The 19,652-nt window shown below is 64.3% G+C and carries 21 protein-coding genes; all 21 read left to right on the top strand.

All coding sequences use genetic code 11. The annotated features are described in order from the left end of the window. The first annotated feature begins 34 nt into the window (after positions 1 to 34). The 21 genes from flgB to flgK all read left to right on the top strand — a co-directional run bounded on the left by flgB (position 35) and on the right by flgK (position 19,649). Complete coding sequence (gene flgB / locus FCU66_RS09255) at positions 35 to 415, top strand: flagellar basal body rod protein FlgB (RefSeq protein ID WP_109659404.1); 381 nt, start codon at positions 35 to 37, stop codon at positions 413 to 415. A 2-nt stretch (positions 416 to 417) separates the two neighbouring features. After that, positions 418 to 834: a flagellar basal body rod protein FlgC gene (gene flgC / locus FCU66_RS09250; RefSeq protein WP_027038254.1), complete on the top strand. Its 417-nt coding sequence runs from the start codon at positions 418 to 420 to the stop codon at positions 832 to 834. Beyond that, positions 834 to 1,160, top strand: a complete 327-nt coding sequence (gene fliE / locus FCU66_RS09245) for a flagellar hook-basal body complex protein FliE (RefSeq protein ID WP_136616780.1) — start codon at positions 834 to 836, stop codon at positions 1,158 to 1,160. Before flgC ends, fliE begins: the two co-directional genes overlap by 1 nt. Positions 1,161 to 1,170: 10 nt before the next feature. Beyond that, positions 1,171 to 1,959: a flagellar basal-body rod protein FlgG gene (flgG, locus tag FCU66_RS09240; protein ID WP_136616779.1), complete on the top strand. Its 789-nt coding sequence runs from the start codon at positions 1,171 to 1,173 to the stop codon at positions 1,957 to 1,959. Positions 1,960 to 1,962: 3 nt separating this feature from the next. Beyond that, on the top strand, positions 1,963 to 2,514 hold the full coding sequence (flgA, locus tag FCU66_RS09235) for a flagellar basal body P-ring formation chaperone FlgA (RefSeq protein ID WP_136616778.1): 552 nt from the start codon (positions 1,963 to 1,965) through the stop codon (positions 2,512 to 2,514). Further along, positions 2,511 to 3,752 (top strand): flagellar basal body P-ring protein FlgI, encoded by a 1,242-nt coding sequence (locus FCU66_RS09230; RefSeq protein WP_136616777.1) that lies wholly within the window; start codon positions 2,511 to 2,513, stop codon positions 3,750 to 3,752. The genes flgA and FCU66_RS09230 overlap by 4 nt, the downstream gene beginning before the upstream one ends. A 3-nt stretch (positions 3,753 to 3,755) precedes the next feature. Beyond that, positions 3,756 to 4,340, top strand: a complete 585-nt coding sequence (locus FCU66_RS09225; RefSeq protein ID WP_168991769.1) for a MotE family protein — start codon at positions 3,756 to 3,758, stop codon at positions 4,338 to 4,340. Next, positions 4,337 to 5,047 carry a flagellar basal body L-ring protein FlgH gene (gene flgH, locus FCU66_RS09220; protein WP_136616775.1) on the top strand — a complete coding sequence of 237 codons (711 nt, stop codon included), beginning with the start codon at positions 4,337 to 4,339 and terminating at the stop codon, positions 5,045 to 5,047. The genes FCU66_RS09225 and flgH overlap by 4 nt, the downstream gene beginning before the upstream one ends. A gap of 19 nt (positions 5,048 to 5,066) precedes the next feature. After that, positions 5,067 to 5,561, top strand: a complete 495-nt coding sequence (locus tag FCU66_RS09215) for a flagellar basal body-associated FliL family protein (protein ID WP_136616774.1) — start codon at positions 5,067 to 5,069, stop codon at positions 5,559 to 5,561. After that, a complete protein-coding gene (gene fliP, locus FCU66_RS09210) occupies positions 5,558 to 6,289 on the top strand; it encodes a flagellar type III secretion system pore protein FliP (RefSeq protein ID WP_136616773.1) in 732 nt (243 codons plus the stop codon). The genes FCU66_RS09215 and fliP overlap by 4 nt, the downstream gene beginning before the upstream one ends. Before the next feature lie 232 nt (positions 6,290 to 6,521). Next, the gene (locus FCU66_RS09205) at positions 6,522 to 7,523 is read left to right on the top strand and encodes a flagellin N-terminal helical domain-containing protein (RefSeq protein ID WP_136616772.1); all 1,002 of its coding nucleotides are present in this window, start codon (positions 6,522 to 6,524) and stop codon (positions 7,521 to 7,523) included. Between the two features lie 268 nt (positions 7,524 to 7,791). Beyond that, entirely contained in the window at positions 7,792 to 8,859 is a 1,068-nt protein-coding gene (locus tag FCU66_RS09200; RefSeq protein WP_136616771.1) for a flagellin N-terminal helical domain-containing protein, read from the top strand. A 152-nt stretch (positions 8,860 to 9,011) separates the two neighbouring features. Next, positions 9,012 to 10,658 carry a flagellar basal-body MS-ring/collar protein FliF gene (gene fliF, locus FCU66_RS09195; protein ID WP_136616770.1) on the top strand — a complete coding sequence of 549 codons (1,647 nt, stop codon included), beginning with the start codon at positions 9,012 to 9,014 and terminating at the stop codon, positions 10,656 to 10,658. A gap of 3 nt (positions 10,659 to 10,661) precedes the next feature. Continuing rightward, positions 10,662 to 11,288: a hypothetical protein gene (locus FCU66_RS09190; RefSeq protein ID WP_136616769.1), complete on the top strand. Its 627-nt coding sequence runs from the start codon at positions 10,662 to 10,664 to the stop codon at positions 11,286 to 11,288. Continuing rightward, positions 11,285 to 12,655, top strand: a complete 1,371-nt coding sequence (locus FCU66_RS09185; RefSeq protein WP_136616768.1) for a MotB family protein — start codon at positions 11,285 to 11,287, stop codon at positions 12,653 to 12,655. Before FCU66_RS09190 ends, FCU66_RS09185 begins: the two co-directional genes overlap by 4 nt. Then, positions 12,652 to 14,034 (top strand): chemotaxis protein MotC, encoded by a 1,383-nt coding sequence (locus FCU66_RS09180; RefSeq protein ID WP_136616767.1) that lies wholly within the window; start codon positions 12,652 to 12,654, stop codon positions 14,032 to 14,034. Before FCU66_RS09185 ends, FCU66_RS09180 begins: the two co-directional genes overlap by 4 nt. Then, the gene (fliK, locus tag FCU66_RS09175; protein WP_136616766.1) at positions 14,031 to 15,422 is read left to right on the top strand and encodes a flagellar hook-length control protein FliK; all 1,392 of its coding nucleotides are present in this window, start codon (positions 14,031 to 14,033) and stop codon (positions 15,420 to 15,422) included. Before FCU66_RS09180 ends, fliK begins: the two co-directional genes overlap by 4 nt. Next, entirely contained in the window at positions 15,352 to 15,939 is a 588-nt protein-coding gene (locus FCU66_RS09170; protein ID WP_168991768.1) for a transglycosylase SLT domain-containing protein, read from the top strand. Before fliK ends, FCU66_RS09170 begins: the two co-directional genes overlap by 71 nt. Positions 15,940 to 16,162: 223 nt before the next feature. Beyond that, positions 16,163 to 16,831 (top strand): response regulator transcription factor, encoded by a 669-nt coding sequence (locus FCU66_RS09165; protein WP_013529780.1) that lies wholly within the window; start codon positions 16,163 to 16,165, stop codon positions 16,829 to 16,831. 79 nt (positions 16,832 to 16,910) lie between these two features. Then, on the top strand, positions 16,911 to 18,167 hold the full coding sequence (locus FCU66_RS09160) for a flagellar hook protein FlgE (RefSeq protein WP_136616765.1): 1,257 nt from the start codon (positions 16,911 to 16,913) through the stop codon (positions 18,165 to 18,167). 27 nt (positions 18,168 to 18,194) lie between these two features. Continuing rightward, positions 18,195 to 19,649 carry a flagellar hook-associated protein FlgK gene (flgK, locus tag FCU66_RS09155; protein ID WP_136616764.1) on the top strand — a complete coding sequence of 485 codons (1,455 nt, stop codon included), beginning with the start codon at positions 18,195 to 18,197 and terminating at the stop codon, positions 19,647 to 19,649. Positions 19,650 to 19,652: the final 3 nt, after the last annotated feature.

Below are 19,652 nucleotides of genomic sequence, written 5' to 3'. Positions count from 1 at the left end.
GGCCTAGTCTTCGGGAACCCGCCCGGAGATTCCCATGGAGCCCGTTTCCCTTTTCGACCTCGCCGCCAAGCAAGCCCAGTGGCTGGCCGTGCGCCAGTCCGCCGTCGCCGGCAACATCGCCAACGCCAACACGCCGGGCTACACGGCAAACGACGTCGAGCCGTTCGAAAAAGTGCTCGACCGCACAGCCGTATCGCTGCAGGCCACGCAGGCCGGCCATCTCGGCAACGCAGCGACCAATGCCGGCTTCACCATCAAGCCGCAGGAAGATGACGGCGTCGTCATGCCGTCCAAGAACTCGGTCGTGCTGGAAGACCAGTTGCTGAAGGCCGGCGAGGTGCGCCGCTCCTTCGAACTCAACACGGCGATCGTCAAGGCGTTCCATTCGATGATGATGATGGCGGTGAAGAGCTGACCATGGACGCGCTGACCGCAGCCCTCAAAGTCGCAGCATCCGGCCTCGGCGCCCAGTCGGAGCGTCTGCGCGTGGTTTCCGAAAACCTCGCCAACGCCCAGTCGACCGGCACCGCGCCCGGCTCCGACCCCTATCGCCGCAAGACCATCAGCTTCGTCTCTGAGCTCGACCGGACCTCCGGCAGCTCGACGGTTGCGGTGAACTCGATCGATCGTGATCCCAGCGACTTTCCGGTCGAGTTTCAGCCCGGCAACGAGGCCGCCGACGAAAAGGGCTACGTCAAGATGCCCAACGTCAACGTGCTGATCGAAATGGCCGACATGACCGAGGCCAACCGCTCCTACGAGGCCAACCTTCAGGTCGTCAAGCAGGCGCGCGACCTGATTTCCATGACCATCGACCTGATGAGGAACCAGTAATGATCAGCGGTATCGGAGCCCTTCAGTTCAAGTCGTCGATCGGCGGCGACGACGCAGTGACAAGCCTGCTCCAGGGCGGTGCGACACCTTCGGCCGGCGGCAATGTCGGCACCTCCTTCGCCGAGGCGCTGAGCCAGGCAGCCTCCAAGACCGTCAACACACTGCAGAATGCCGAGCAGGTGTCGGTGCAGGCGCTCAAGGGCGACGTCGACACCCGTCAGGTGGTCGACGCCGTGATGAGCGCGCAGCAGGCGCTGCAGACCGCCGTCGCCATTCGCGACAAGGTGGTTTCCGCCTATCTCGAAGTCAGTCGAATGGGCATCTAAGGATTCCGCCATGAAAGCACTCGCCATCGCCGCCACCGGCATGAATGCCCAGCAGACAAATCTGGAGGTCATCGCCAACAACATCGCCAACATCAACACCACCGGCTACAAGCGCGCCCGGGCCGAATTCTCCGACCTGCTCTATCAGGTCGACCGCACCCAAGGTGTGCCCAACCGCTCCAACGCCTCGCTGGTGCCGGAGGGCGTCTCGATCGGCCTCGGCGTCAAGACGACGGCCGTGCGCAACGTGCACACACAGGGCGAACTGACCAGCACCGGCAACAGTTTCGACCTGGCGCTCACCGGCAGAGGCTGGTTCCAGATCGAGGGTGCCGACGGCGGCACGCTCTACAGCCGCGCCGGCGCGCTCAACACCAACGCCACCGGCCAGCTGGTGACAGTCGATGGCGCTGCCGTCATTCCGGCAATCAACGTCCCCGTCGATGCCGTCGAGGTCATCGTCAACAAGACGGGGCAGGTCTTTGCCCGGATCGACGGCCAGACTGCCTTGCAAAGCCTCGGCCAGCTTCAGATCGCCAATTTCGCCAACGAGGCGGGTCTTGCGCCACTCGGCGACAATTTGTTCCAGGAAACCACCGCTTCGGGGCCGGCCAATGTCGGCGTCCCGGGCGATCCCGGCTTTGCCACCATCCAGCAGGGCTATCTCGAAGCCTCCAACGTCGACCCGGTCAAGGAAATCACCGAGCTGATCTCGGCACAGCGCGCCTATGAGATGAACTCCAAGGTCATCCAGGCCGCCGACGACATGGCCTCCGTCGTCTCCAAGAACATCAGGTAACGCATGATGTCGACGCCCGGCCGCCTGTTCGCATTCCGCCGCACCGCGCTCGTTCTTGCGCTGGTGGCCGGCGGCATGCCGGCTTTTGCCCAGGAATCGACAAGCCAATCGACAGACCAATCGGCCGATCAGTCAGCCACGCAGATCGCCAGCAATCAACCGATTGGCGACGTCGTGCTGATTCCCAACCGGGTCATCTATCCCGGCCAGACCATCGAACTCACAGCCCTGAAACAGGTGACCCTCATCGCCGGCAAGCACAAGCCGGACGGAGTCGTCACACGGGCCGAGGAACTCGACGGCAAGGTCGCCAAGCGCACGCTGCTGCCCGGCCGCTACATCCCCTCCACCGCCATCCGCGAGGCCTGGCTGGTAGAACAGGGTGCGTCCGTGCAGGTCTTCTTCATCGCCGGCGGACTGACGATCTCCGCCACCGCCGTGACGCTGCAGCCAGGTGCCGCGGGCGACCTCGTCAAGGTTCGCAACATCGACAGCGGCAAGATCCTGTCCGGCACGGTGATGGCGGATGGAACCATCCAGGTCAGCGCTTCATGATGCGCGGCCTTTCCCTGATATTGGCTGCTGTGCTTGGCCTGCAGCCGGCACTGGCCGACGGCCTGACGCCGAAGGCCAAGCGCGAGCTCGCCGCCAAAAATGGCGGCGTCTACAACGATCCCGAATATGATCCGGCCACCACCAGCCGCATGTTCCGGGTTTCCACCGGGCCAAGTTCGCTGCCGCCGGGCCAGGTCGCCTCGCGCATCAAGGACATCGCCCAGCTGCAGAGTTCGCGCGACAACCAGCTCGTCGGCTACGGCCTGGTCATCGGGCTTGCCGGATCGGGCGACAGCCTGCGCAACGCGCCGTTCACCGAACAGTCGATCCGCGCCATGCTCGAAAATCTCGGCATCGCCACCGAGGGCGGCCGCGCGCGCGCCAAGAATGTCGCCGCCGTCATCGTCACCGCCAACATGCCGCCCTACGTGCAGTCGGGCGCCCGCATCGACATCGATGTCTCCTCGATGGGCGACGCGACCTCGCTCGCCGGCGGCACGCTGATCATGACGCCGCTGAAGGCCGCGGACGGCGAGATCTATGCCGTCGGCCAGGGCTCGGTTATCGTTTCCGGTTTTACCGCCAAGGGACAGGCCGAGCAGCTGACGCAAGGCGTGCCGACGGCCGGCCGCGTGCCGAACGGCGCCATCGTCGAGCGTGCGGTCCAGGCCGAGTTCGACGATCAGGCGGTACTGACGCTGCAATTGCGCAATCCCGATTTCTCGACCGCCATTCGCATCGCTGATGCCATCAACGACTATACTAGCCAGCGCTTCGGTGCCCGGGTCGCGGCCGAGCGCGATTCCCGCACGGTGCAGATCAGAAGGCCGAAAGGTGTTTCGGCTGCCCGCTTCTATGCCGAGATCGAGAACCTGGTGGTCGAATCCGACACACCGGCCCGTGTCGTCATCGACGAGCGCACCGGCACCATCGTCATCGGCAACGACGTCAAGATCTCGCGGGTCGCCATCAGCCACGGCACGCTCACCGTGCGCATCACCGAAGCACCGCGCGTTGTGCAGCCCGAGCCCTTCTCCAAGGGCGAGACCGCCGTCGAGCCGTTCACCGCCATCGAAGCCAGCCGGCCCGACGCCCGCGTTGCGGTGCTTGACGGACCCGATCTCCAGACCCTCGTTTCCGGCCTCAACCGTCTCGGCGTCAAGCCGGACGGCATCATTGCCATTCTGCAGGGCATCAAGTCGGCCGGCGCCCTGCAGGCCGACCTGGTTCTGCAATAGGCGATGCCGATGATCCGCTCCCTCTCACGCCACGAAAGACGCCGCCCCGCCGCAATCCTGCTCGTCGCTGCTGTTGCCGCCATGTCCCTTGCCGGCGGCACCGCACGCGCGGAGGAGACGGTCCGCCAGGTCTTGCCGGGAGCACCGGTTGCACCCGCGCCGCAGCAATTGAAGCGGGAAAAGGCGCCCGACCAAAGCGAGATCGAGCGCTTCTGCTCCAACATCGCCGACGCCGCCCGCGACCGCCGCTATGTCTTGCAGGCGGAGGAACTGAAGCAGCTCCAGGCCGGCATTGACGAGCGCATGAAAGCTCTGGATGCAAAAAAAGCCGAGTACGAGACCTGGCTGAAGCGGCGCGAGGTTTTCCTGGCCCGGGCCGAAGACGGCGTCGTCCAGATCTACGCCGGCATGAAACCCGACGCCGCCGCCGAGCGGCTGGCCATCGTCAACGCCGATCTGGCGGCGGCCATATTGATGAAGCTCGATTCACGCAAGGCGAGCGTCATCCTCAACGAAATGGACCAGAAGGCGGCGGCGACGCTCACCGGCATCATGGCCAGCGCAGCCCGAAGGGTAGATCCGTCATGATCCGCAAAATGCTCGTCCTGTGCGCGGTTGCCGTGCTGTCCGGCTGCGGAACCAACCTCAAGGAGGTCGGCAGGGATCCAGCCTTATCGCCAGTCGGCTCCGGCATCGACGACGGCAGCACCTCCTCCCTCTATCGCTATCCGGAAACGCCTCCGGCACCACCCAGGAAATTCTCGTTGTGGGATGACCGCCAGAGCCGGCTGTTCACCGACCCGCGGGCGCTATCCCAGGGCGACATCCTGACCGTCAAGATCAAGATCAACGACCGGGCCAATTTCAAGAACCAGAACGACAGGAGCCGCACCGCCAACCGAAAGCTCGGTTTCGACATCAGCGCGCAGTGGGACAAGGTTGGCAGCACCGCCGGCAAGGGTGCTGGCGCTCTCAACTCCACCACGGACACGACGGCCGATGGCGAGATCAAGCGTTCGGAAACCCTGGAGCTCAATGTCGCCGCCATCGTCATCGATGTCCTGCCGAACGGCAATCTGATGATCAAGGGGTCGCAGGAAGTGCGCGTCAACGCCGAACTCAGGGTGCTGACCATCGCCGGCATCGTGCGGCCGGCCGACATCGGCGCCGAGAACACCATCCCCTACGAACGCATCGCCGAAGCGCGCATCTCCTATGGCGGACGCGGCCGCATCACCGAGGTCCAGCAACCTGCCTATGGCCAGCAGATTCTCGACCAGGTTCTTCCGTTCTAGGATTGGGGAACACCGCACCGTGGCAAATGTCGAACAGGTCCAGCCGCGCAAGGGTCCCTCCCTTGCCATCCAGGCCGGCATGCTGCTGGTTGTGACGGCGGCCGCCATCGGCATGGGCTGGATGTCCGGCGGCTATCTCAAGGGCGTCGATGCCCCTGCGTCGGTACCGGTGGCGCCTGAGAACGAAGGCAAGGCCGAGCAGCCCGCCTCGACCGAACAGCCAGGCGTGGGACCGATGCTTGTCGTGCTGGCGCCGATCACCACCAACATCGCCTCGCCTGCCGATACCTGGATCAGGATGGAGGTGTCCGTCGTCTATGACGGGCCGCAGCCACAGGCAATGTCGGATGACATCCACCAGGACCTTCTGGCCCTGGTGCGTACCTTGAAGATGCATCAGATCGAGGGCGCCAGCGGCTACCAGCACCTGAAGGCCGATCTCGAGGAACGTGCCGCGATCCGCAGCCAGGGTCACGCCAAACAGATCCTCATCAGGACATTGCTGCTCGAATGAGAAAGTTCCTTCTCGCCACGGCGATGATCGCCGCCGCCACCTCGGTCGCGGCGGCCCAGCAGCTCGATCTCGGCGGCATCGGCAAGGCCGATGGCACCACCGTCGGCTACATCATCCAGATGTTCGGCCTGCTGACCGTGCTGTCGGTGGCGCCGGGCCTGCTGATCATGGTGACGAGCTTCACCCGTTTCGTCATCGCCTTCTCGATCCTGCGCGCCGGCATCGGTCTGCAGTCGACACCGGCAAACCTCATTCTCATTTCGCTGTCGCTGTTCATGACCTTCTACGTCATGGCGCCGACCTTCGACCAAGCCTGGAACACCGGCGTCAAGCCGCTGATGGACAACCAGATCACCCAGACCGAAGCCTTCGACAAGATTTCGGATCCGTTCCGCACCTTCATGCTGCGCAATGTGCGCGACAAGGACTTCGACCTGTTCGCCGATCTCGCCCGCGAGCGCGGCCAGACCGTAGCGCGCGACACCGTCGACCTGCGTATCCTGGTGCCCGCCTTCATGATCTCGGAGATCCGGCGCGGCTTCGAGATCGGCTTCCTGATCGTGCTGCCATTCCTGGTCATCGACCTGATCGTCGCCACGATCACCATGGCGATGGGCATGATGATGCTGCCGCCGACGGTAGTGTCGCTGCCGTTCAAGATCCTGTTCTTCGTCTTGATCGACGGCTGGAATCTGCTCGTCGGCAGCCTGGTGCGCTCCTTCAACTGACCGCCCGGCAACTGATTCCTGCAGCGCCGCCCTGGCCCGCTGCTCCGGCGCAAAATTCACGCAATATATTTTCGATTAACCGTCCGGTTTAGCCCTTTGGTAGGGACTTGCCCGCATATTCGCTCGCAGATGGCGGGTGATCGATTTCGAGATCATTGGCATGATGCCGCACCGTCATACCGGGAAGCCCGGTATGTCAAAAAAACACCTGTAAAATCAAGGTACGAGTACCATGTCCAGCATCATGACGAACTCCGCCGCGTTGACGGCTCTGCAGAGCCTTAACGCCACCAGCAAATCCCTCACCGACACCCAGGCCCGCATCTCGACCGGCTACCGCGTCTCGCAGGCCTCGGACAACGCCGCCTACTGGTCGATCGCCACCACGATGCGCTCCGACAACCAGGCAATGTCCACCGTTTCGGACGCACTCGGCCTCGGCGCCTCGAAGGTCGACACCGCCTACACCGGCATGAACAGCGCGATCTCGACCGTCAACCAGATCAAGGCCAAGCTGCTGGCATCCTACGGCCAGACGGACGCCTCGAAGGAAAAGACCCAGACCGAAATCACCGCTCTTCAGGCGCAGATGAAGTCCTACGCCGACGGCGCCACCTTCTCCGGCACCAACATGCTGTCCGTAGACAGTGGCGCAACAGCCACGACGGCTGCCGATGTGAAGATCCTTTCGGCGTTCAACCGTGACGCGGCCGGCGCATCTTCGATCTCGACCATCGACGTCAAGGTGGAAAGCATCAAGCTGTATGAAGCTGGCACCACCGCGGGCCTCGCGAAGGGCATCCTTGACACGTACCGCCTCGGCACCGACGGCAGTGCGGTCGCCGCGGTCTCCGGCACGCAGTCAGCCCTGGGCGCGGCTGCACTGGCCACCGACACCTATTCGGCCGCCTCGCTTTCCATCTTCTCGGGTGGCACGGCTGCCAGCGATAGCCAGATCAAGCAGATGCTGACCGTCATCGACTCCGCGCTCGCCGACATGACCAACTCGGCCACCACGCTCGGCGCCGCCAAGAGCAGTATCGACCTGCAGAAGACCTTCACCTCGGACCTGATGGACTCCATCGATCGCGGTGTCGGCCAGCTCGTCGATGCCGACATGAACAAGGAATCGACCCGTCTGCAGGCGCTGCAGGTCCAGCAGCAGCTCGGCGTCCAGGCGCTGTCGATCGCCAACGGTTCCTCGCAGTCGATCCTGTCGCTCTTCCGCGGCTAATCGCCTTCGCTCAACCACAGTTCGCACTAAGAAATCGGGCCGCGCCAAAAGCGCGGCCCGATTTGCGTTTGCTCCAGCCTCGCGCAACCCTCGTTTCTTAACTCTCAAAAGCCAACTTTTAACAGGCTGTTAACCATGCCGCGCTAGTTATGGTTAACCAATAGCTTACGACAGGCTGGCGAATCGGCCCGACCGGCACGATGCCACCCGTTGAACAGGCCTATCCGGCATGTCTGAGCATGTCGGCTTTTGAGAAGGAGCGACTTTCTTGGCGAGCATCATGACAAACGCTTCGGCGTTAACCGCACTTCAAAGCCTCAGCGCCACCAACAAGTCACTTGAACAGACGCAGGCTCGAATCTCGACAGGCTACCGGGTCTCGCAGGCCTCGGACAACGCCGCCTATTGGTCGATCGCCACCACGATGCGCTCGGACAATTCGGCCCTGTCGACGGTGCAGGATGCACTCGGCCTCGGCGCCTCGAAAGTCGATACCGCCTACACCGGCATGAACAATGTGCTGACAACGATCGGCCAGATCAAGACCAAGCTGCTTTCGACCGTCGGCCAGACGGACGCAGCCAAGGCAAAAACCCAGACCGAGATCAAGGCGCTTCAGGCGCAGATGAAGTCCTTTGCCGACGCGGCCACCTTCTCCGGCTCGAATTTCCTTGCGGTGACCTCCAAGCAGGTCTTGGCCGCCAATGACGGCGTCCAGCCCGACTCGCAGATCGTGTCCTCATTCAATCGCTCTTCATCCGGCGCAGTCTCGATCGGAACGATCAACATCGATGTCGAGGGCACCAAGCTTTTCGACTACGGCCTGGCCACCGGCGTCAAGAACTACGGCACCCTCGATCGCCAGACCTCCATCTATGCCACTGGGGCCGCCCAGACCCTGTATGACACCGCCTATTCGGCCGCGATCGCGGGCGGAGCAACGGACATCGCCGCAAACACCGCCGGCCAGACGGCGGCGGGAGCGGTGGTGGCCAAGGTCGACAATATTTCCGCCTACAACCTCGACATCACGGCGGCCGGGGTAACCGACGACATCATCACGCAGATGGTGACCAGGATCGACAAGGTCATGGCCCAGCTGACCGACTCCGCCACCATCCTCGGTTCGGCCAAGAGCAGCATCGACCTGCAGAAGACCTTCACCCAGAGCTTGATGGACTCCATCGACCGCGGCGTCGGCCAGCTTGTCGATGCCGACATGAACAAGGAATCGACCCGCCTGCAGGCGCTGCAGGTGCAGCAGCAGCTCGGCATCCAGTCGCTGTCGATCGCCAACAGCGCCTCGCAGTCGATCCTGTCGCTGTTCAAGAACTAATCGCGGGCGCACCGGCGCCCTCCTTTCGCATCCCGCCCTCCTTTTCGCACTCCGATTGACGGGCCGCGCCGCAAGCGCGGCCCGATTTCATTTTCGCACAAGCTTCGAGGACTAGAGTTCCGGCGGACAATCATGCTGGGAGTCGTTGAACCGTGCCGGAACAGATCCAGAGCATCATCTCGAATCTCCGCGGGTTTGGCGTGAAGCGCCTCGCCATGCTGGCGGGCATCGCCGTTCTGGTGATGGGCGTCATCGGCATCGCCTCGGTCTATCTCAACCGCCCCGCCTACGACACGCTCTATGTCGGGCTTGACCGCGCCGACGTGAACCAGATCGGCCTGGTGCTGGGCGAAGCCGGCATCGGCTTCGATGTCGGCGCCGACGGAACCTCGGTGCTGGTGCCGGCCGGCACCACCGCGCAGGCGCGCATGCTGCTTGCCGAAAAGGGCCTGCCGACCAGCGCCAATGCCGGCTACGAACTGTTCGACAATGTCGGCTCGCTCGGCCTCACCTCCTTCATGCAACAGATCACCCGCGTGCGCGCGCTGGAAGGCGAGATCGCGCGCACCATCCAGTCGATATCGGGCATCAAGGCGGCGCGCGTGCACATCGTCATGTCCGAGCGCGCCAATTTCCGCCGCGACGAGCAGCAGCCTTCCGCCTCTGTGGTCATCCGCTACGCCGGCATCGACGCCGAGAAGAGCGCCATGTCGATCCGCCATCTTGTCGCCGCCGCCGTCCCCGGCCTGTCGGCCGACAAGGTGACGGTGCTCGATTCCAGCGGCAATCTGCTGGCTGCGGGCGATGATCCTTCCAACACCAGCGCCGCCCGCACGCTCGGCGTCGAGCAGACCGTCGAGACGCAGATCGGCGACAACATCCGCCGCGCGCTGACGGCCTATCTCGGCCCCGACAATTTCCGTGCCAGCGTCAAGGCCGAGGTCAACACAGACACCCGTCAGACGGAAGAAACCATTTTCGATCCGAACTCCCGCGTCGAGCGCTCGGTGCAGTCGGTGCGCGCCAACGAGAACAACAATCAGAAGCAGGCCTCGACCCCGGCCAGCGTCGAGCAGAACCTGCCCGAGACCCAGGCAACCGCCACCGACGGTCCGCAATCCTCCTCGCAGAACGACCGCAGGGAAGAGATCACCAACTACGAGATCAATTCAAAGAAGATCGCCACAGTCTCCAACGGCTACAGCGTCACCAAGATGTCGATTGCCGTCGTCGTCAACCAGCAGCGGCTGATGACCATCCTCGGCAAGGACGCCACGCCGGAGCAGATTGCCAAGCGCGTCGCCGACATCCAGAAGATGGTGACCTCGGCAACCGGCTTCGACGAAAAGCGCGGCGACGTCATCGACGTCTCGGCGGTCGAGTTCATCGATGGGCTGGATGGCGAAGCGATCCCGCAGGCTGGAATGCTCGATTCCATTGGCCAGCATGCCGGCACCCTGATCAATGCCGGCGCCTTCATCGTCGTGGTGTTCCTGGTCGCCTTCTTCGGCCTGAGGCCGATGGCGTCGGCTCTGACGGCAAAGGCGACACCGGCCCTGTCAGGCCCCAGCTTCGATGATGTCCAGCGCTCGCTGCCGACGCCGGAGGCAACGGCCGCCGCCGACAATGCAGCGGTTGCCGCCTTGCCCGGCTCGCGCCCAGGTCCGACACCACTCGACGATCTTCGCCAGAAGATCAGGCCGGCGCCGCAGGATCGGCTTGCCCGGATGGTCGACCTCAACGAAGAGCGCACCGCGCAGATCCTGCGCAAATGGGCTGCCCAGGAAGTCGCGGTGTAAGCCATGCCCTCCGTAGCCCTCTTCGACCTTCTGCCTGATTTCGGCACCCGCACGCAACGTGCCGGCCAGCCCCGGGCCGCCGCCGATCCGCAACACAAGCCCGAGACGCCAGCGCCGCAAGCCGACATCGGCACGCTGATCGCGGAAGCGGTTGCCCAGGCTGAAGCGGCGCTCGAGACACGCCTGTCGGTTGCGCATGATGCCGCACTAGAAGCCGAACGCCAGGCCAATGCAGAGGAAGCAAGGGTATTTCTCGAAAGCCTCGGCGACGATGTCGGCAAGGCGGTCTCGTCGCGCATCGATGCCATGGAGGCGCGCGTGACCGGGCTTGTCGCCGCCACGGTCGCCCGCATCATCGGCGGCATCGTCAGCGACGATCTGCAGAAACGCTCGATCGAGGTGCTCGCCAGCGCGATACGCGAAGCGGTCGGCGATGCCGAAGCGGTGCGCATCGCTGTGCGCGGGCCGCTCTCGCTGTTCGAGACACTGAAGGCATCGCTCGGCTCTCGCGCAGCCAATCTCGACTTCGTCGAGGCACCAGGCTTCGACCTCACCGTCGCCATCGACGAAGCGGTGTTCGAGACACGCATGGCCGAATGGTCGACGACCCTTTCAGAGGTTCTGGCATGAGCGTCGCCGAGGCCGGACACACACCCCACGAAATCATCATCGTGCGGCGTGGCCATGACGACCATGACGAGGCCCACCATGGCGGCGTCTGGAAGATCGCCTTCGCCGATTTCATGACGGCCATGATGTGTTTCTTCCTGGTCATGTGGCTGATCAACGCCGCCAACGAGCAGACCAAGGCAGCCGTCGCCAGCTACTTCAACCCGGTCAAGCTGGTCGACCGCAATTCGAGCCGCAAGGGCCTGGAGGATCTCGGCGACGGTCCGCGCGCGATCGGGACGACGGCCGACAATCCGAAGAAGGCGACCAGCAAGGCCGGCCAGGACGGCGATGGCTCGGCGGAACGCAAACAGGACAAACAAGAACTCCCGCAGGCGGAACACTCGGACGAGCATCTGTTCGCCGATCCTTACGCGGTGCTTTCGGAAATCGCCACCGATACCGGCGTCATGCAGAATGTCAGCCAGAAGGGTGACGGCGGCGCGCAGGCAGCCGGCCCGGCGACGGGCGCCTCCGGCGGCGCCTCCTATCGCGATCCCTTCGAGCCGGATTTCTGGTCACAGCAGGTGGCGGCGCCCGCCGCCGAGGCCAGTGCCGAGCGCACCAGGATCGAGGGCGATCCGGTCAAGCCCGGGGACAAGACCGCCGAAACGCAAGTGCCCAAAGTCAAAGCCGTACCGCCTGTCACGGCCGCACCGCTCGAGCCTCTGGCCCAGGACGCGACAGGCAAGCAAGCCGCGAACCCCGCCACGGCAATGGCCAAGGCCGGCGACACGAAGCCAAGCGAGATCAAACCTGGCGAGACCAAGCCGGGCGACACCAAGGCCGCGAATGCGGCCAAGGTCGAGGCTGATGCGCAAAAGCCTGCCAAGCCGGACACCGGCGAGAAGGCGCCGACCGCCGCCGCTGTCAAGGCCGCGGCCGACGTCAAGCGGCAATTGGCCGATGCCTTCAAGCCCGGCGACAAGCTGCATGACGGCGTCTCGGTCGAAGCCACCGACAAGGGCGTCGTCATCTCGATCACCGACCAGCTCGACTTCGGCATGTTCGAGGTTGGCTCGGCGCTGCCGAGCCGCGAACTGGTGCTGGCGATGGAGAAGATCGGCCGCATCGTCAACAGCCAGAAGGGCACCATCAGCATCAACGGCCACACCGACGCCCGGCCGTTCCGCAGCGACAGCTACGACAATTGGCGACTGTCGACGGCGCGCGCGCATTCCGCCTACTACATGCTCGTGCGCGGCGGCGTCGACGAACGCCGTATCACCGAGGTCGCCGGCTTCGCCGATCGCCAGCCGAAGGATCCCGCGGATCCATTGTCGGCCGTGAATCGCCGCATCGAAATTTTGATGGCGACCGGCGGATGAGGCGAGCGGCCGTCACCAGCCGGTTGATTGGCCTGTTGCTGCTGGCCGGCGGATACCCTTCGGCCGGCTTTGCCCAGGATGCGCTGGAGCCGTATCAGCTGGTGCGCTCGTTGCAGCTCATCCAGGACCGCATAGCCGCCGGCGATCATGCCGCCCTGCCGATGCAGGCCAAGCTGCTGGAAATGGCGGATGCGCGCCTGCGCGCGGCGGATGCCGAGGATTACAAGGATCCGAAGAATTTTCGCGCCCTGCTTGTCTACGGCATGAGCGGCGGCAACCCGGTGACCGTCGAAGCCGCCACGTCGCGCGCCACGACCGACCCGCAAAGCCTTGCCATAGCCAAAGGCGTGATCGACTACCTCAACGGCCGGCCCGGCGAGGCGATCGAAGCGTTGAATCCGATCGATCCCATGGCGCTGCCTCCCGATCTCGGCGCTTTCCTTGCCCTGGTCAAAGGCTCGCTGCTTGCCGGCGACCAGCCGGCGGCCGCACTCGGTCTGCTCGACGAGGCAAGATTGCTCAGTCCGGGCACGCTGGTCGAGGAAGCGGCACTCCGCCGTTCGGTCGGCATTGCTGTCGCGCAAGGTGACGCGGCACGCTTCGCGCTTGCCTCCACCCAATATGTCGAGCGCTACCTCTATTCGCCCTATGCCAGCCAGTTCGCCGACTCCTTCGTCTCCGGCGTCATCGCGCTGCATATGTCGATCAGCCAGGACAAGCTGGGCGACATCACCTCGATGATGGATCCCGAGCGCGAGAAGGTGATCTATCTGCGCATCGCCCGCCGCGCCGCGATTGACGGCCTGAACGAGCTGTCGGCTTTTGCTTCGGCGCGGGCCGAGCAGGGCCGCGACGGCAACACCAACCAGGACGATCCACGCGCCCTGCTCTATGCCAGCCTTTCCACCGTCACCTCGGGCACCATCGAGGACGTTCGCGCCAAGCTCGGCAAGATCGACCGCACCAGGCTGTCGGAAGGCGACCGCGCCTTGCTCGACGCCGCTCAGGCCATTGCCGGCGAGGTCGTCGCGCCGCCCGCCACCCTTCCCAAGGAAAAGCCTGCCCCTGTTGCGGCCGAGCAAACGCCGGCGCCCGAGATCGCCACGGCGCAAGGCGCCGACGACAGCGGACTGCCACCGGTCGAAGGCGCGATCGCGGAGCAACCTGCCGTCACCGCAGCCCCTGGCGGACCAGCGGCCAATGCGCCGAACACGGTGGCGGTTGCAGCCACATCCACCGACACAGCGACTGTCATGCCGGCCTCGGCACCGTCGCCGGCAGCCGGTCCCGAGCCCACCGATCCGACCGACGCCGCCATGACCAGAACACGTCGACAGCTCGACCTGATCGACCAGATGCTTGGAGCCGCCCCCAAATGACCACCAGCCTCGGCTCGGCCTTGCCAGGATTTGCCTCCACGCGCACGACGTCGGAGCAGCCGGCTGCGAATGGTAGGAACGACGACGCCGGCTTCGGCAAGATGCTGCGCGGCGACACGGATCCTGCCCGCCCGGAACGGCAGCCGACGACCGAAGCGGGATCGCGCGACCAGCGCTGGGCCAAGCTCGCCGCCGGCCTTGCCGGGCATGGCGGCAAGGCCGAACCGGCATCGGCCGATCCCGGAAAGGCCGCCTCGGCCAAGGTGCCGACCGTGAAAATCGGCAAGGACGATCTGGAGGCAAAGGCGCACAAGGACGACGCTGAAGAGACGACGCCGGATGCCGATGCCGTGCCGCTCCAGGACGACCTGTCGTTGCTGATCGCGTTTCATGACCTGCGGCATTTCTCGACGTCGGCCAAGGCGGCCGGGCGCGACGCGGCACCCGGCGACAGCCCGCCGAACCCGGCGCTCGATGGACAAGCTCCCCTGCCAAAAAACTATCGATCAAGATCCACGGCCGGACGCGAGGCCCTCGAAACCATGTCGAAGCCGGAGCAAGTGTCGATCGTCGACGGGCCTTTGACGGAGCTTGACGCCCAGCCGCCGAGCTCTGCCTCCAGCGCGCCGAAACGCGACAACACAGTGGCCGCCCTGAAGCTGCCGGACGCGCCGGCTGCCGACGTGCCTGGCGTGCAGTCGAAGCACGCCGCGTCGGCGATGAAGAGTATCGGGGATGTCCAGTCCTCGATGCGGCCCGAAGCGGGAAAACAGTCCCTGTCCGCCGCACGCATCGACGTGGTGTCCGAACAGAGCTTCCCCGCACCGCCGCAGAGTCCCATCAGCCAGGCAGCCCTCAATGTGATCAACGCCATAGCCGCCGACAGCGGCCCGCAAAAGGCGCTTTCAGCCTCATCCGCGGCCGCTCAGCTGGCCAGCCCTGTTGCCGTTCCGACACATGTGTTGAAGATCGAACTTCACCCCGCCGAACTCGGCATGGTGACGGCCCATCTTCGCCTCTCCGGAGAACAACTTTCGATTGAGCTGAAGCCTGAAACACACGACGCCTATCGTCGGCTGTCCGCCGACAGCGAGGCCATCGTCAAGTCGCTGCGGGGGCTCGGCTTCGAGGTTGACAAGGTCACAATCTTACAACCTTCGGTAGCAATTCCCTCTACAGCCCGCACCGATGCAACCGCCCCCTTGCCGGCGGCAACAGGCCGCGATCCATCATCCTTTCAACCGGGGAATTCGGGCGGCGGCAATGGTGGAGCCGGCGGCCAGCAACCGGGTCGGCAATCCTCAGGGAACCGCAACGATGACGCCCAGGACTACGGCCGTGGCACTTCGCCTTCTCGCGAGCGCGCTGGCGGCGATATCTTTATCTAGCGCGGCAAGTGCTGCCGCGACCGCGGCCAACCCTTGCGAGCCGGAGATCCTGCGCGCCGCCGATCGCTATGGCGTGCCCGCCGGCATCCTCTATGCCGTTGGCTTGACGGAGACCGGAAACAAGGGAAGCCTTCAACCCAACGCCTTGAATATAGAGGGAAAAGCGGTCTTTCCGAGAAGCCGGACCGAGGCCCTTGCCGCCTTCGCCAATGCCCGGCGCGAGGGCAAGACGCTGATCGATCTGGGCTGCATGCAGATCAACCACCACTACCACGCTTCGCATTTTCGCAGCGTCGAGGACATGCTCGACCCACACCAGAACGTCGACTATGCGGCGCGCTTCCTGGCCAGCCTCCATGCCCGCCACGAGACCTGGTCGATGGCCGTCGCCCGCTATCATGCCGGCCCCGACAACGATCCGGCGCAGAAGATCTATGTCTGCCGCGTCATTGCCAACATGGTCGCCACCGGCTTTGGAAAATGGACCGCGAATGCTCGCGGCTTCTGCAACCCGTAAGCGTATTTCCCGCTTCTAATAGGCCAAGCGCGCAACCTTGTTTTGCCCTTTTGACTTGGTCAGATCTTGCCGCCGAAAGCATATCTGGCTGCATGCTAATGCAACCGGTGCGATTCCAGACTCCCAAGAAACTAGCTACAAGAAATGACGGTTGTTCAGGATTCTCGCCAGCGGATACGCCTCTCTTCACGGGGCAAATGATTTGATTCGGAAGGCGGGGCCGATGATTGTAATCGTTGACGAGCGCGAGCTCGTAACAGAGGGATACAATTCACTTTTCGATCGTGAGGGCATCGCCTGTGCAGGCTTTGCATCCGGCGAGTTCGGTGAGTGGGTGAACTCGGCCGCCGACACCGATCTGCGCTCGGTCCGGGCCTTCCTCATCGGCGACTGCCGCGAAGGTTCCATCTCTCCCCGCCAGATCCGCGACCGCACCGGCGCTCCGGTCATTGCGCTCAGCGAACAGCATTCCCTGGAGAACACGCTGCGGTTGTTCGAGAGCGGCGTCGACGACGTCATTCGCAAGCCCGTTCATATCCGCGAGATCCTGGCCCGCATCACCGCCATCCGCCGCCGCGCCCAGGAAGACGTCGCCTACACCGAGATCGGCGCTATGCGCATCTTCATGGACGGCCGCGACCCCGAGATCGACGGTCAGCCTTTACCCTTGCCGCGCCGCGAACGCCGCATCCTCGAATATCTGGCAAGCAATCGCGGGCGCCGGGTCACCAAGACCCAGGTTTTCAACGCCATTTACGGCATCTTCGACGAAGAGGTCGAGGAGAACGTGGTGGAAAGCCACATCAGCAAACTGCGCAAGAAGCTGCGCGAAAAGCTGGGCACCGACCCGATCGATTCCAAGCGTTTCCTCGGCTACCGGCTCGTCTTCTGATGCAGCGCCGCGCCAGCCTCGCGCAAGAAAACACGCGTAGCCTCGTAGCCAGTGGCATGGACACAGCGGAGACGTTTCGATGAGCCTCTATGGAATGATGCGGACCGGCGTTTCCGGCATGAACGCGCAGGCAAACCGCCTGTCGACGGTCGCCGACAACATCGCCAATTCCGACACCACCGGTTACAAGCGGTCCTCCGCCGAATTTTCGACGCTGGTCATGCCGTCGACGGGCGGCGCCTACAATTCCGGCGGCGTCACCACGACGATCCGTCAGGCGGTCAGCGATCCGGGCGTGCTTCAGTACACGACCTCGGTCTCCGACCTTGCCGTCAGCGGCGATGGCTTCTTTGTCGTCCAGGATCCGAGCGGTACGCCCTATCTGACCCGCGCCGGCGCTTTCGTTCCCGATGGGCAGGGCAGGCTGGTCAACTCGGCCGGCTTCCAGCTGATGGCCTACAGCTACGAGAATGGCGTGCCGGCAGCGACGGTCAACGGTTTCGAGGGACTGGTTCCGGTTGTCATCTCCGACCAGGGAATGACCGCAACGCCGAGCACCGAGGGTACCTATGCCGGCAACCTGCCGGCGGGCGCGACACCGGTCGCGGCCGGCAATCTGCCCACGACCAATGCTGTCGGCGCGCAGTACACTTCGAAATCCTCGATGGTTGCCTATGACAATCTCGGCAACAAGAAGCTGCTCGACGTCTATTTCACCAACACAGGCGCCGGCACGTGGCAGGTTTCGGTCTTCGACCAGTCGCAGGCCACGCCCGGAACAGCATTCCCCTATACCGGCGGCGCGCTTGGCTCGGCCAACCTGACCTTCGACACCACCACTGGCAAGCTCACCGGCGCTGTCGACAGCGTCTCGCTCACCGTGCCCAATGGCGCTGCCTTTTCACTCGATCTGTCGGCGCTGACCCAGCTCGGCACCGGCTTCACCGTTTCCGACGCCCAGGTCAACGGCAACGCGCCGAGCACCATCGACAAGGTCCAGATCAGCAAGGACGGCACCATCTACGCGCAGTACAAGGACGGCTCGACCAAGCCGCTCTACAAGATTCCGCTGGCCGACGTGCAGAGCCCGGACCAACTCACCGCGCTGCCCGGCAACGTCTACTCGCAGGGCACCGAATCCGGCGCGGTCCGCGTCGGCTTCGCCAATGAAGGCAAGCTCGGCTCCATCATCTCCGGCGCGCTCGAGAATTCCAACGTCGATATCGCCGAAGAACTGACCAACATGATCGCGGCGCAGCGCAGCTACACCGCCAATTCGAAAGTCTTCCAGACCGGTTCCGATCTGATGGACGTCCTTGTCAACCTGAAGCGATAAGACGGGCGCCGCCCGCGAAAGACCCGCATGTCACTGTCTACCGCATTGAGTATCGCCCAGTCGGCGCTTATGAACACCGCGCGACAGACCAGCGTCGTCTCGCGCAACGTCGCCGACGCCTCCAACCCGGACTATTCGCGCCGCCAGGCCGTCGTCACCAGCACGGCGCCGGGCGCGCGTTCGGTTGATATCCAGCGCGCCACCAACGACCTTCTGTTCCGCCAGAACCTCGCCGCGCTGTCGGCCTGGAGCGGCCAGAACGCGCTCTATAGCGGCATGGATCAGCTGGGCGTTGCGGTCAACGGCGTCGACAATGCGTCCTCGCCCTCGACCGCGATCGCCGACCTGCAGAAGGCGCTGCAGCTCTACGCCACCTCGCCGTCCAACCAGAACCTCGGCGCCAGTGTCATCGACGCGGCCAAGCAGGTCGTGCGCTCGCTGAATGAGGGCTCCAAGGCCGTCCAGGATTTCCGCACCCAGACCGACGGCCAGATCGCCACCGCCGTCGACGACCTGAACTCGCTGCTCAGCCAGTTCCAGGATGCCAACACGGCGGTCATGTCCGGAACCCGTTCCGGCACCGACGTTTCCGACGCGCTCGACCAGCGCGACGCGCTTTTGAAGAAGATTTCGAACTATGTCCCGGTGTCGACCTTCACGCGTGGCGACAATGACATGGTCATCACCACCGGCGACGGCACGACATTGTTCGAAACGATACCGCGCACGGTCACCTTCGCGGCATCCGCCGGCTACACTGCGGGCGCCGCCGGCAATGCCGTCTATATCGACAATGTGCCGATCTCGGCGGGAGCCGGCGGCAACACCAGCGCCAGCGGCACGCTTGCCGGCCTGCTGCAATTGCGCGACGGCGTCGCCTCGACCATGCAGAGCCAGCTCGACGAGACCGCGCGTGGCCTGATCACCGCCTTTGCCGAGACCGCACCTTCGATGCCCAATGCCGCCGGCCTGTTCACCTGGTCGGGGGCGCCGGCCATCCCGGCCGCGGGCACGTTGGTCAACGGCCTTGCCGCGTCCATCAGCGTCAATGCGGCGATGGACCCGAGCAGCGGCGGCAATCCGACGCTGCTGCGCGACGGCGGCGCCAATGGTGCCGCCTATGTCGCCAACACCGGTGGCGGCGCGTCCTATTCCACCCTTCTGGTTGCCTATGGCGATCGGCTCGACCAGCCAATGACTTTCGACCCCGCCGCCGGGGTTTCGGCAACGTCCAGCGTTTCCGACTACGCGGCCAATTCAATCGGCTGGTTCGAGGGCGTGCGCCAACAGGCTTCGACTGCCTCCGACGCCAAGGAAGCACTGGCGTCGCGCAGCGCCGAGGCGCTTTCCAACGCGACCGGCGTCAATGTCGACCAGGAAATGTCGCTGCTGCTCGACCTCGAACACACCTATCAGGCATCGGCCCGGATGATGAAAACCGTCGACGACATGCTGACGGCCTTGCTCAACGCGGTGGGATAATCC

The sequence above is a fragment of the Mesorhizobium norvegicum genome, from assembly GCF_004919685.1.
Taxonomy (GTDB): Bacteria; Pseudomonadota; Alphaproteobacteria; order Rhizobiales; family Rhizobiaceae; genus Mesorhizobium; species Mesorhizobium norvegicum.
Note: the sequence above shows the minus strand (reverse complement) of the source record. Positions and strands in the feature narration are given on the sequence as shown.